The 13,135-nt window shown below is 68.9% G+C and carries 9 protein-coding genes; 5 read left to right on the forward strand and 4 right to left on the reverse strand.

Going from position 1 to position 13,135, the window contains the following annotated elements:
- Positions 1–9: 9 nt before the first annotated feature.
- The 4 genes from QP165_RS03005 to QP165_RS03020 form a co-directional block, all read right to left on the reverse strand.
- On the reverse strand, positions 10–2,406 hold the full coding sequence (locus QP165_RS03005) for a TonB-dependent receptor (RefSeq protein WP_333996926.1): 2,397 nt from the start codon (positions 2,404–2,406) through the stop codon (positions 10–12).
- Between the two features lie 2 nt (positions 2,407–2,408).
- Entirely contained in the window at positions 2,409–3,347 is a 939-nt protein-coding gene (locus tag QP165_RS03010; RefSeq protein WP_333993707.1) for a FecR family protein, read from the reverse strand.
- Positions 3,344–3,820 (reverse strand): RNA polymerase sigma factor, encoded by a 477-nt coding sequence (locus tag QP165_RS03015; RefSeq protein WP_333996927.1) that lies wholly within the window; start codon positions 3,818–3,820, stop codon positions 3,344–3,346. The genes QP165_RS03010 and QP165_RS03015 overlap by 4 nt, the downstream gene beginning before the upstream one ends.
- Positions 3,821–3,980: 160 nt before the next feature.
- Positions 3,981–6,845, reverse strand: a complete 2,865-nt coding sequence (locus QP165_RS03020) for an autotransporter outer membrane beta-barrel domain-containing protein (protein ID WP_333993708.1) — start codon at positions 6,843–6,845, stop codon at positions 3,981–3,983.
- Between QP165_RS03020 and QP165_RS03025 the strand changes: the two genes are divergently transcribed.
- The 5 genes from QP165_RS03025 (at position 6,808) to QP165_RS03045 (ending at position 13,099) form a co-directional block, all read left to right on the forward strand.
- Positions 6,808–7,098: a hypothetical protein gene (locus QP165_RS03025; RefSeq protein WP_333993710.1), complete on the forward strand. Its 291-nt coding sequence runs from the start codon at positions 6,808–6,810 to the stop codon at positions 7,096–7,098. The two genes, QP165_RS03020 and QP165_RS03025, sit on opposite strands and share 38 nt — an antisense overlap.
- A gap of 423 nt (positions 7,099–7,521) precedes the next feature.
- Positions 7,522–8,283, forward strand: coding sequence for an SDR family NAD(P)-dependent oxidoreductase (locus QP165_RS03030; protein ID WP_333993711.1), 762 nt, complete (start codon positions 7,522–7,524; stop codon positions 8,281–8,283).
- Positions 8,284–8,329: 46 nt separating this feature from the next.
- Positions 8,330–9,490, forward strand: a complete 1,161-nt coding sequence (locus tag QP165_RS03035) for an acetyl-CoA C-acetyltransferase (protein ID WP_333993712.1) — start codon at positions 8,330–8,332, stop codon at positions 9,488–9,490.
- Positions 9,491–9,492: 2 nt separating this feature from the next.
- Positions 9,493–10,536 (forward strand): CaiB/BaiF CoA transferase family protein, encoded by a 1,044-nt coding sequence (locus QP165_RS03040; RefSeq protein ID WP_333993713.1) that lies wholly within the window; start codon positions 9,493–9,495, stop codon positions 10,534–10,536.
- Positions 10,537–10,876: 340 nt separating this feature from the next.
- Entirely contained in the window at positions 10,877–13,099 is a 2,223-nt protein-coding gene (locus QP165_RS03045) for a TonB-dependent receptor (protein ID WP_333993715.1), read from the forward strand.
- Positions 13,100–13,135 lie beyond the last annotated feature (36 nt).

Genomic DNA, 13,135 nt, shown 5'->3' on the forward strand with positions numbered 1-13,135 from the left:
GCCAGCCTCTCAGAACGCCGCGTCGAGCCCGAGCCGGAGCGTTCGCGGGCGCAGCGGCGTCACCTGGTCGCGACCGGTGGTGAACGGCGTGCCGAGCGCGAAGCGATTGCCGCGTATGTCGGCAAGGTTGGTGATCCCCGCGGTCACGCCGAGCGCGCCGAGCCCCAGCCGGGCGGTGACGCCGCTGTCAAGATAGCTGCCCTGGCTCTGCCCGAGCACGGGGCCGACGCCGAGCCGTGACGACCCGACGTACCGGACCCAGCCGTCGATCTTGATGTCCTTCGTCCCCGCGAGCTGCTGCGTGTACACCGCGCCTGCGCGCGCGGTGATGCGCGCGATATTGGGGATCTGGCTCAGTCGCGCCGCCAGCTGCGCGCGCGTGACCGCGGGATCGGCGGCGAGGGTGCCGACGAGGTCGAACAGCCGCGCGCTCGAGGGTTCGTCGATGCGACTGTCGTTGAACGACACCGCGCCCTCGATCCGCAGCGCCTTCGTCAAACGCGCGCCCGCGGTCGCCTCGATCGTCCAGAGTTCGCCGTCGCCGATGTTGGCGGTGCTCGGCAACCCCGATCCGTCGATGAAATCCGCCTGGATGTCGCGCCACGAGGTGTGCGCGAGCGTGAGCGCCGCATCGAACCGGTCCGCACCCGGCCGGCCCGAACGCAGCCCCGTCTCGATCGTGGCGACGTGGTCGTTGCGGAACCGGCGTACGAAGTCGCCCTCGATCGCAAGCCCGCCGGGACGGAACCCCTGCTGGTACCGCAGGAACATCTGGACCTGCGGCGTCAGCTCGAACAGCGCCGATGCCGATGGCAGCATGATCGTCTGCGCCCGCTGTGCGGTCGTCGCCAGTTGCGCCAGCGTGACGCGCTGCGCGATGTCGGCGCCCTCCCCGTCGAGGACCGAGCGGGTCACACGCAATCCCCCGGTGGTCAGCAATCCGGGTAGCAGACGCACGCTGCCTTCGCCGTACACCGTCGTCTCGGCGATGCCGTTGACGACCCCGGTGGTCGGCAGCAGCGCGTCGGGCGCGCCATAGAGCCGGGTCAGACGCGTGCGGTTATGGACATAGCTGAACCCCGCGAGCCAGCCCGAACCATCCGCGCGCGACGACCAGAGCCGTGTCTCGTTTGCCTGCATCCGGGTGCGGTTGGCCTGCGCGAACAGCCGTACCGGCTCGCCGGGCGCGGTCGCATCATACCGCTCCATCAGGTCGTGCGCGGTAATCCCGCTGGTCGATCGGAAGCGCACGTCGCCGAAGGCACCGGAAAGGACGATCTGCCCCTGCCCGAAGTCTGCCGAAAAGCCTTCGGTAACCGGCGCGGACCGGCTGAGCGGGCGGCCGTCGCGGTCGGCGTACTGGCTGTCGGCGCCACGGATGCGCTGTCCGATGCCGATCAGGTCGACGCTCCAGCCCGCCGCGATATCGAGATGCGCCGCGGCGCGTCCGCCTTCGATGCGGGTGCGATTGACGTCGGTGCGGCCGAGCAGCGGCTTGTCGATATAGCCACCCTCGCTCGATGCGTTGGCGACGACACGGATCGCCAGCCGGTCGAGGAGGACGGGTATGTTCGCGACCAGCTGCGTGTCCGCGCCCGGTGCGCCATGCGTCGTCGCGGACCCGCCGATCGTCGCCGATCCGCTAAACCGCGAGGGATCCGGGGCATTGGGTACCAGCCGGATCAACCCGCCAAGCGATCCCGCGCCGTAGAGCGTGCCCTGTGGCCCCTCGAGCACCTCGACCGCGGCGAGGTCCGCGAGCCGCAGGTCGGGGTCCGGCGCATTGTAGCTCAACCGCAGGTCGCCGAAATACTGGCCGACCGTGGCCTGCGTGGGTCCCGTGAAGCTCGAATCCGCGATGCCGCGGATGAACAGCTTGTTGCGACCCGCGCCGAGATAGGTCGAGGCGACGCTGGTCAGCCGGTCGGCGAGCCGCTCCGTCCCGCCCGCCCCGCCGAACTCCAGATCGCGGCCCGCGACGCGCGCGAACTGGCCGGCGAAATGGTCCCGCGTCGTATCGCGCTTGCTGGCGGTGACGACGATGTCCGCGTTCGTTTCGGGAGGCCAGTCCGATCGGCGCGCGCGTAACGGGCGCAGCGGCTGTGCGGTCGTCGCGACCGTCGGCTGCGCCACCAGCCTCCAGCTGTTCGGCCCGATCGCCTCAACCCGCGCACCGGCGCGGCGGGCGATCAGCGCGAGCGCCGCTTCAACGCGCATTCCCCCCGGCAGGCTTGGCACGCGTCGCGCCCAGAGCCGGGGATCGGGCACCACGACGCTGATACGCGTGACACGGCCGAGCGCCATCACCTGCTGCCCGACACTGCCCGCGGGCAGCGTGACCGTCAGCGTCCCGGCAGCGGCGGGGGCCGCTGCCACGAGGAGTGCCGCGAGGGCGCCTCCCGGCATCTTCACCCGCGCGGCTCCAGCGTCCAGCCCTCCGCATCCTGGCGCACCGTGACGTCGAGCAGCGTCCCCAGCAGCGCCGGTCGCGTCCTGACGGTCTCGACATCCAGCGTGCCGCGGAACGTCCGCGCCGTCAGCCCGGGCGCGGCGACCACGCGTCGCCCGGTTTCCCGCGACAGGTCCGCCGCGACCTCAGCCAGCGGCGCGTCGTCATAGGCGAGCCGCCCTTCGCGCCAGCTACCGATGTCTGCTGTCGCGACGGTGCGGCGTACCCGCGTCGCGCCGTCGGCGAAGATGGCCTGGCCCGGATCGAGGCGCAGCGCCGCACCGTCGGGATCGACAAGCACCGCGCCTTCGGCCACCGCGACATGGATGCGCGTGCCCGCCGCCTTGACGTCGAAGACGGTGCCGAGGTCGACAAGCCGCAATGCCCCCGCCTGCACCGCGAACGGGCGTGCGGCATCGTGGCGGACCCTAAACAGCATCTCGCCGCGCTCGACGGTGGCAACGCGCGCATTGCGGCGATCGAGCCGGACGGTCGATGCACCCGCCAGCACGATGCTGCTGCCGTCGTCGAGGAGCACGGTGCGCTGTTCACCCGCCGCGGTGGCGATCGCATAGGGCTGCGGCGCCTGTGTCCACACGCCCAGCCCGATCGCACCGGCGAGCGTCGCGGCAATCGCGCCGCCGATCCAGCGGCGTCGCGCGGGTCGGGCAACGACCTCGACCGGTGCCGGCGCCATCGCCGCCCCTGCCCCAACGCCTGCTGCTGCCGCTGCCGCCGCTACCGCAGCATCGTCAAGCATCGCCACGGCGCGGTCGTACCGGCCCGAGCGCATCGTATCCGCCTCGAGCCACGCGAGGAACGCATCCCAGTCGGCGTCGGGTTCCGCCATGCGGATCGCCCAGCCCAGCGCCTCGTCGTCGATATGCGCGTCGGTCATCGCATCCGTTCCTTCAGGTCCGCGAGCGCACGAGCGGCGACGCGGAGATTGCTCTCGACCGTGCTGAGACTGATCCCCAGTTCCGCCGCGATCTGCCGCTGCGGCACGCCGTCGATCCGCGCGCGGCGAAAGATCGTGGCGGTCCGCGCTTCCAGTTCGGCGAGCGTGGCGGCAACCTGCGCCGCTTCCTGCCGTGCAGCGATCACGCGGTCGGCGGTCGGATCGGCATCGTCCTGCGCTTCGCTCCAGTCCTGGTCGCGCAGCGTCGCCTGCCGGTGCGCGCGATACCGGTCGATCATCAGCATGTCCGCGGCGCGGAACAGATAGGCGACCGGATTGCCGATCGGCCCGTCCGCCCGTCCCGACACCTTGATCCACAGATCGTGGACCAGATCCTCGGCCGCATCCGCAGCACCACGCGCGGCGAGAAAGCGGACCAGCTTGTCGCGATTGGCGAGGAAGACGGCCTCGATCCCTGTGGGAGATCCGGGGGCGGCATAACGATGACCGGTTCGAAGGGGCGGGAAGGCAGCCGTCTAGCCGAACCACCGGGAAGAAAGAAGGCGCTCCACCCGGGGGGATGGTGGAGCGCTGCCCTTGCAGGCATGCAGCGGCCGGGCATGCCTGCCTCGCCTAGAAGGCGAACTGGAGGGCCGCGCGCGCCGACAGCGCGACGTCGCCAAGCCGTTGTTCGGCGCCGACTTCCCCGCTCAGGCGCACCTCGGTCGTGCCCGTGATCGCGCGCACCTTGCCGGTCCAGCCGCTGTCACGGCTCTCGGGATCGAGCGTGAAGGCGTCGCCGCTGCCGAAGCTGGCGGTCGTGCGACCAAGCGCGCCCGCGATGCGCTCGCGCCGGCCGCCCTCGACCTCGATTCGGCTCCACTGGTCGTAGCGATTGTCGCCGCCGAAATTGATTCCCGCGGCAAGACTTGCGGTGACCGCGAGCTCGTCGCTGTTCCGCTTGCGCACCGTCAGGTCATATCCCGTGCCGCCGCCCGTCTCGCGATAGGAATCCTCGTTCAGCCGGTAATAGTCGATCGCCAGCACCGGCCGCAGGCTGAACTGCCCGATCGGCTGCTCGTAGGATACGGCGCCCGATCCGGAATAGAGCATGCCGTTCCAGTCGGCATCGGCGCGACGCTGGACGTTTTCGGTCTCGAGCTCGGCATCGAACTGCCGGACGCTGTCGAACGAGACGAACGCCGCCGACCCGCGCAGCTGTGCCGCGAAGCCGCCCCAATGCCCGCGCCAGAAGCCTGCGAGTTCATACTGGCTATGCTTGATCTTGTTGACCGCCAGCCCCTCATTGTCGGTTCCGCTGAGATAGGCGAGCGAGACGCCGAAATTGCCCGCGCTGGTCTTGCGTTCGAGCCCGCTGCTGAGACCCCAGCCATGGACATCGTACCCGGTCGTGCTGCGCTCCGCCTTCGACGCGTCCCATCCGACCGGGCTGAGAAAGAACCCCCAGCCGCCCTCTTCGGTAAACGCGCCGGCAGGCTCGCGCAGCTGCGATGCCGCCGCGCGCGAGGCGAGCGTGACGCTTTCGAACAGACCACCCGAATAGTTCGGGAGCATCTGATCGATCGCCGCGCGGAACGCTGCGCCGTCATAAAGGCCGCGAATTGCCACGGCGAGCTTCGCATCGCTGCCGATTGCGCTATCGACCGCATCGAACGCACCCGTTGCGGCGGTGTTGAGGCCGAGCTCGGTCTTGGCCTTGCGTACCACGTCGACGACGATCTCGTTCGGCGCGGCCGCGACGATCGCCCCGCGGTAGAGGAACGGCACCGTCGCGTCCGACAGCGTCAGGTTCTGCGCGCCGGTCAGCGTGCCCGATCGCAACACGACATATTGCCCGGCGATGTCGGCGCCCCCGGCGACGCGCAGCGCGAGCTTGCTGCCCGTACCGATCGTCGACGCGCCGGTCACGGTGATCAGGTTCGCGGCGGGATTGGCCTTGTCCAGCGCGACCGACAGGACCGACTGGTCCCCCAGGTTGAGCGATCCGATCGTCGCGCCGCCGCTCACCGCAAGCGTGCCGCCGCCGGATGCGACCGTCACCGCGACGTTGCCGGCATTCACCAGTCGCCCGGCAAAGACGCCCTTGCCGCTGATCGCCAGCGTGTCCGCGCCACCGCCGGCGAAGTCGGCCGTGCCGTTGAAACGGGCCGTGTCGCCGATCGCGATCGTGTCCGCGCCATCGCCGAAGGTGGCGGTGCCGGCAAAGCTGCTCGCGCCGCTCATCTCGAGCCGGTTGCTCCCCGCGCCGAACGCGACGTCGCCGCTGACCGAACCTCCAGCGAGTTCGAGCCGGTCGCTGCCGGTGCCGAAGCGGATCGCCCCCGTGATGCTCGGCGCGGCGCCGGTCGTCGGAGCCGTCTGGCGCACCACCGCGCCGCTGGTGTTTGCCGACAGGTCGATCGCCACCGACCGCGATGCGTCACCACCCGCCGCGGTGATCACGCCGCTATTCTCGACCAAGGTCACGCCGCCGGTGCGGTCGAGGATCGCAACCGCGCTGGCACCGGTCGCCGCCGCACGGACGGTGCCCGTATTGCGGATCGTCGGTACCGAGGCGCCCGTGTCGACCATCACCGCGACCGACTGGGTCGTCGTCGAACCACCACCGGTAACGGCGACGGTTCCGCCCAGCCGCAACTCGGGCGTCGTCGCGCCTGCGCCGAACCGGATCCCCGTCGCCGACGCGCCGGTGGCGTTCGCCTGCACCGATCCCGCCACCGCGACGCCGCCGGCGATCGTGACGGCACCACCCAGCCCGCCGATCGCGAGTCCCGTGGCTGCGATACCGCTGTAGACGCCGTTGCCCGTGACGCGACCATTGATCGCCAGCCCTGCCGCCGGCGTGCTGCCGGCGATCGCGCCGATCGTGACCGCCCGGTCCGCCGCGCCGATCTGGAACGCCGGCGCCGCGCCATAGGCCACGACATCCGCCAGCTTGTCGGTTGCACCCGACAGCGTGATCCCGCCTGCCACATTGCCCGCGACGACCAGCGCCGATCCGCCCTGCAGCAGATCGTCGGCGTCGAGCTTCGACGGGTCCGCCGGCGCCGTGGTCGAGCGATAGCCGGTGACCCCGATCTGTCCCTCGATCACCAGCGCGCCGCCGATATCGCCGTCCAGACGCGCGCCGACCGCGTCGTGGCCGGTCGCGGTGATGGTCCCGCCGAGCGTGACGTTCCCCGTCACCGCCGCAAGTCGCACGCCCACCGATCGATCGCCCAGCACGTTGGTCTTGCCGCTGTGGCTGAATGCGCCGGTCAGCGGTCCGCCCAGATGGACGCCCGCGGAGTCGTTCCCCTCGACGGTGATCTCGCCGCTGTTGATGATATTGCCGGTAAACGCGCCCGCCGTGCGGATCCCGGTTCGCGCGCTGCCCTGCGCGAACGGTCCGTCGAGGTCGCCGTCCTTGTCGGCATCGATCGGGGTATAGGTCTCGTCGATGATGATCTTGCCGGTGTTGGTGATCGAAGCGCTCACCCCCGCCTGCGCCGAAATGCCCGACGCGCCGTTCGAGATCGGTGACCTGGATCGTCCCCGCATTGCTGACGGCGTTGTTGCTGTCGATCGTCACCGCGGTCCCGCCCGTCGGCACGACGCTGCCCGCCGCGACGATCGAGACGTTATCGGCACCACCGTTCTTGACGGTGGACGTACGCACGACGGTCGTGCGCTTCGTATCGACCACCGTCTGCGCGGAAGCGGCAGAGGCGATGGCAAGCGTGGCGGATGACGCGAGAAGCAAGCGGTGCACGGATAGGTCCCCTTTTGGATGTCTTCTGACACCCCAGACGGAGCGGAACCGCGAAAGCCTTGGTTGAACCCGTCGGGCCGGATGCCGACGCCGCGGCCAGGGTCGGACCGCGCGCGGCGACGCGAGCGCAAGACATGTTGAAAACCACGCTGCCCGAGCGCAAAACCGGCATGGGGCGTTCAAACCTGCCCCGACACAGAAGCCGGATTCATCAAACCGGCCGAGGAGAGGTGGATTGATCCACAACGAAGACCGGACGGTGATCCGCACTGCCGATCGTGCCCTGGCGCCTGCCGAAGCCGATGCGGCGACCGTCGGCGCGCGCGGCTCGACCGGGATGCGCCGCCGACAGTCCTTGGTGCGTCCCGGAACTCCTCGCAATTTCCATTGGGATCAGAACATATGAAGATAGACGGCGTCGCAGCGATCGTGACCGGCGGGGCGTCGGGTCTTGGCGGCGGGACGGTCGAGCGGCTCGCGCAGCACGGTGCGAAGGTCACGATCCTCGACCTCAACGCAGAGCTGGGTACGACGCTTGCGAACGCGGTCGGCGGGCATTTCATCCGCGTCGACGTCACCGACGAGCAGGCGGTCGCCGGCGCAATCGCGGAGGCGGAGGCGGTGAACGGCAAGGCCCGCATCCTCGTGAACTGCGCCGGGATCGGGCCGCCGGGAAAGGTGATCGATCGCAACGGCCACCCGCTTCCGCTCGCCGCCTTCTCGAAGATCGTCACGATCAACCTGATCGGCACGTTCAACGTCCTCTCGCAATTCGCCGCCGCGCTGCACACCGCCGATCCGATCGGCGAGGAGCGCGGTGTCGTCATCAATACCGCCTCGGTCGCCGCCTATGACGGCCAGATCGGACAGGCGGCCTATGCCGCGTCGAAGGGCGGTGTCGTCGGCATGACCCTGCCGATCGCGCGCGAACTCGCCCGCTACGGCATCCGCGTCATGACGATCGCACCGGGCATCTTCTGGACGCCGCTCCTCGCGATGCTGCCGCAGGACGCGCAGGACAGTCTGGGTGCGCAGGTGCCGTTCCCCTCGCGTCTCGGTCAGCCGGACGAATATGCACAGCTCGTCGAGGCGATCGTCACGAATCCGATGCTGAACGGCGAGACGATCCGGCTCGACGGCGCCATCCGCATGGCGCCGCGATGACGGTCCGTCCCGCGTCACGTCAACCGCACCTTGTGGGAGCCTGATCATGGCCGATGCCTATATCGTCGACGCAGTCCGCACCGCGGGAGGCCGCCGCAACGGGCGCCTCGCCGGCGTACACCCGGCCGATCTCGCCGCAACCGTGCTCGACGCGCTGCTCGATCGGACGGGGATCGATCCCGCAGCGGTCGAGGACGTCATCATGGGATGCGTCACGCAGGCGGGCGAACAGTCGTTCGCGTTCGGCCGCAACGCCGTCTTCGCCTCGAGATTGCCCGACAGCGTGCCCGCGGTCACGATCGACCGGCAATGCGGCTCGTCCCAGCAGGCGATCCAGTTCGCCGCGCAGGCGGTCATGTCGGGCACGCAGGACGTCGTCATCGCCGCCGGTGCCGAGAGCATGAGCCGCGTGCCGATGTTCACCAACCTGTCGCTGCACCGGCAGGCGGGCATTGGCACCGGCCCGGTGAGCGAGAGCATTGCCGCACGGTTCGGCGTCGCCGAGTTCAGCCAGTTTCACGGTGCGGAGATGATCGCGCGGAAACACGGCTTCGACCGCGACGCGCTGGATCGCTATGCGCTCGAGAGCCACCGCCGTGCCGCTGCCGCCACCGAGGCGGGCGCGTTCACGCACGAGATCGCAGCGGTCATCGTCGACGGCGAGGCGCATCTGCGCGACGAAGGCATTCGGTACGACGCCACGCTGGAGGGTATCGGCACGGTCCGGCTCCTGCAGGAGGGCGGGGTCATCTCTGCCGCCAACGCCAGCCAGATCTGCGACGGCGCGAGCGCTGTCCTCGTCGTCAACGAACGCGCGCTGAAAGCGCATGGCCTCACCCCCATGGCCCGGATCGTCGACATGACGGTAACCGCGGGCGACCCGGTCATCATGCTCGAGGAACCGCTCTTTGCGACCGACAAGTCGCTGCGCAAGGCGGGTCTGTCGATCGACGATATCGACCTTTACGAGGTCAACGAGGCGTTCGCACCGGTTCCGCTCGCGTGGCTCGGGCATGTCGGCGCCGATCCCGCAAGGCTGAACGTCAACGGCGGCGCGATCGCGCTTGGCCACCCGCTCGGCGCCAGCGGGACCAAGCTGATGGCGACGCTCGTCCACGCGCTGCGCGCCCGAGGTAAACGCTATGGCTTGCAGACGATGTGCGAGGGTGGCGGCATCGCCAATGTGACGATCATCGAGGCGCTCTGACCATGGCGCCCCGCTCCGGCCCGCTCGTCGGCCTGCGCGTCGTGGAATTCACGGGCATCGGGCCGGGGCCGCACTGCGCGATGCTGCTTGCCGACCTTGGCGCGGAGGTCGTCCGGATCGACCGCAAGGGGGGCAACGGCTGGCCGAACCCCGTCGTCGACCGGGGCCGGACGACACGGATTCTCGACCTTCGTACGGACGAGGGACGCGAGGCGGCGCTTGCGCTGTGTGACGACACGGACGTGGTGATCGAGGGCTTCCGGCCCGGCGTGATGGAACGTCTGGGGCTTGGCCCGGATATCATGCTCGGGCGCAACCCGCGCCTCGTCTATGGCCGCATGACCGGTTGGGGACAGGACGGCCCGCGCGCGACGACCGCTGGCCACGACATCAACTATATCGCGCTGACCGGCGCCCTCGCAGCGATCGGCGCACCCGGGCAGCGGTCGGTGCCGCCGCTCAACCTCATCGGCGATTTCGGTGGCGGATCGCTGTTCCTCGCGTTCGGCGTCATGGCCGCACTGTGGGAGCGCGAACGATCGGGATTGGGCCAGGTTGTCGATGCGGCAATCGTCGATGGCGTGAGCAGCCTGATGGCGACATTTGCAGGTCTCATCCCCTCGGGGCGGATAACGCTCGACAAGTCGCGCAATCCGCTCGCCGGGACCGCCCCCTATTACCGGACCTATCTGTGCGCCGATGGCCGGGAGGTCTCGGTGGGCGCGATCGAGCCGCAATTCTGGGCCGAGATGCTCCGCCTGCTGGGCGTCGAGACCGACGATGCTGCGTCCATGCGGGACGAGGCACGATGGGGCGAGACCGCGCTTCTCCTCGAACGCACCTTCGCCAGCAGAACCCGTGACGAATGGAGCGCGGTGTTCGCCGGTTCGGACGCCTGCGTTACTCCGGTGCTGACGTTTGCCGAGGCGATGAGTGATCAACACCTTCTCGACCGGAAAACCTATCTCGGAGCGGACGGCAGCCGGACCCCCGCGCCCGCCCCCCGCTTCTCGCGCACACCCGGCGGCATCGACGACACGATGTGACACGCCGTCGGTGCATCCGCCGTCCGATGGGGACACTGGGCCCGCCGTCTCCACACCCGAAAATCTGCCGCCGCGGCGGGCGAAAGCCAAAACGTCACCGAACAGTCGCCGGGCGGTAACGCAGATCGGCAATGGCGCGAACCGAAGCTGCATCACAGCAGCCCAAGGGGACCACCATGAACCGTCTTTCCAGCCTGCTCGCGGGTGTTGCCGCACTTGCCATCGCTTCGCCGGTCCTTGCGCAGACGCTGGTCGAGCCCGCATCGCCGTCCTCAGCGTCCCCCGCCCCCTCCCCGGCCTGGTCACCACGACCACCGATGACGCGTCGACCGGCGAGATCGTGGTCCTCGGCTTCGGCGAGAGCCGGCAGATCCAGAGCATCAATGCGAGCGACCTCGCCCGCCTGACGCCGGGCACGAGCCCGCTGAAAGCGATCGAGAAGCTGCCAGGCGTAAATTTCCAGGCCGCCGATCCGTTCGGCGCCTATGAATGGGCGGTCAGGATCTCGCTGCGCGGGTTCAACCAGAACCAGCTTGGCTTCACGCTCGACGGCGTGCCGCTCGGCGACATGAGCTATGGCAACGTCAACGGGTTGCACATCAGCCGCGCGATCATCTCCGAGAACGTCGCACGCACCGACGTCGCGCAGGGTGCGGGCGCGCTCGGCACCGCGTCGACGAGCAATCTAGGCGGTACGATCGAATTCTTCAGCGACCGGCCCCGCGACACCGCGAACGTCACGGGCGGCGGCACCTATGGATCGGACAACACCTATCGCGCCTTCGCCCGCATCGACAGCGGCGACCTCGGCGGCGGCCTCAAGGGCTATCTCAGCTACGGCTATCTGACGACCGACAAGTGGAAGGGCGATGGCGTCCAGCGCCAGCACCAGGCGAACGGCAAGATCGTCAAGGACCTGGGACCACTCGGCAGCCTGTCGGCTTTCCTGAACTTCTCCGATCGCCGCGAACAGGATTACCAGGATCTCAGCCTGGACATCATCCGCCGGCGCGGGCTGCGCAACGACAACATCGCCGACAATTACCCGCTGGCGCTCCAGATCGCCAAGGTCGCGCAAAACCAGGCCGCGGCCGCGGCGGGCGCCGCGCAGCCCTGGGCGGGCGTCGGGACGGCATTTCCCGCAGGCTTCGGCACCGTCGACGATGCCTATTATGACGCTGGCGGCCTCCGTCGCGACTATCTTGGCGGCGTCACGTTCGACGCGCACCTGACGCCCGGACTGTCGCTCACCACGACCGGCTATTATCATGACAACACGGGCCAGGGCTCATGGATCACGCCCTATTCGCCAACGCCCGCAGGCGCCGCCAATGCCGACGGCAGTCCGATCACGGCGCGCAGCCCGCTCGGTTTCCGCACGACCGAATATGCGATCAAGCGCGGCGGCGCGCTGAGCAACCTTGCCTATGAGACGGGCGCGAACACGCTCGAACTCGGCGGCTGGTACGAGACCAACATCTTCACCCAGTCGCGCCGCTTCTACGGCATGACCGACAGCGCGACCCCCAATCGCGACGTGCTCGACTTCCAGAAAAACCCCTATCTGACGCAGTGGGACGGCAAATACACCACCGACACGATCCAGTATCATGTCGGCGATACCCTCCGCCTCGCCGACGGCCGCGTCGTGCTGAACGCCGGGTGGAAGGGGTTCCACGTCATCAATCGCGCGATCATGCTGCCGGCGACGACCTCGCCGCTGGCGGTCGGCCGGATCGACGCGAAGGACTGGTTCCAGCCGCAGGCCGGTATCCTGTTCAATCTTGCACCAGGCGCCGAGCTGTTCGCGGACTATAAGGAAAACGTCCGCGCCTATGTTTCGTCGGCAACGACGGGACCGTTCTCTACCACGCAGGCCGGCTTCAACGCCATCCGCGACCAGCTCAAGCCCGAGCGCTCGAAGACCGCGGAGGGGGGCCTGCGCTTCCGCCAGGGGCCGATCCAGGCGTCCGCGGTCGGCTATTATATCGACTTCTCCAACCGCCTGCTCGGCTTCGCCAACGGCGCGGGCATCATCGGCAACCCGGCGACGCTGAACAATGTCGGCAGCGTGCGCACCTATGGTGCAGAGGTCGCGGTGAACTACCGCGTGGTGACGCCACTCTCGCTGTTCGCGAGCTATTCCTACAACAAGTCGAAATATGCCGACGATGTGCTCGCCGCCAACGGCGCGGTGCTCGTCGCGACCGATGGCAGGATGGCCGTCGACAGCCCCGAGCACATGCTCAAGGGAGAGATCGTGCTCGAACACGCCGGCTTCACCGCGCGCGCCGGCGCCGACTACATGAGCAAGCGATACTTCACCTATCTCAACGACCAGTCGGTGCCCGGTCGTGTCCTCGTCGATGCCAGCATCGGCTATCGGTTCGAGGGCGAAGGCCCGCTTCACGGCATCGCGATCGAGGGAAGCGTCACCAACCTGACCGACAAGACCTATGTCTCGACGATCGGCTCGAACGGTTTCACGGCCAGCGGCGATAACCAGACGTTGCTCGCGGGCGCGCCGCGTCAGGTCTTCGTCTCGGTGAAGAAGGGGTTCTGAACCCCGTGCCGCCGCGCGGGGCTTGCCCCCGGCGTG

Source organism: Sphingomonas sp. 22R3R2A-7 (genome assembly GCF_036856055.1).
Lineage (GTDB): Bacteria > Pseudomonadota > Alphaproteobacteria > Sphingomonadales > Sphingomonadaceae > Sphingomonas.

What these genes read in the sequence shown, in the direction of transcription:
- QP165_RS03040 (WP_333993713.1), top strand. Translation starts at nt 9,493, where the DNA reads ATGGCGCCCCGCTCCGGCCCGCTCGTCGGCCTGCGCGTCGTGGAATTC.
- QP165_RS03035 (WP_333993712.1), top strand. Translation starts at nt 8,330, where the DNA reads ATGGCCGATGCCTATATCGTCGACGCAGTCCGCACCGCGGGAGGCCGC.
- QP165_RS03025 (WP_333993710.1), top strand. Translation starts at nt 6,808, where the DNA reads ATGATGATCTTGCCGGTGTTGGTGATCGAAGCGCTCACCCCCGCCTGC.
- QP165_RS03005 (WP_333996926.1), bottom strand. Translation starts at nt 2,406, where the DNA reads ATGCCGGGAGGCGCCCTCGCGGCACTCCTCGTGGCAGCGGCCCCCGCC.
- QP165_RS03030 (WP_333993711.1), top strand. Translation starts at nt 7,522, where the DNA reads ATGAAGATAGACGGCGTCGCAGCGATCGTGACCGGCGGGGCGTCGGGT.
- QP165_RS03010 (WP_333993707.1), bottom strand. Translation starts at nt 3,347, where the DNA reads ATGACCGACGCGCATATCGACGACGAGGCGCTGGGCTGGGCGATCCGC.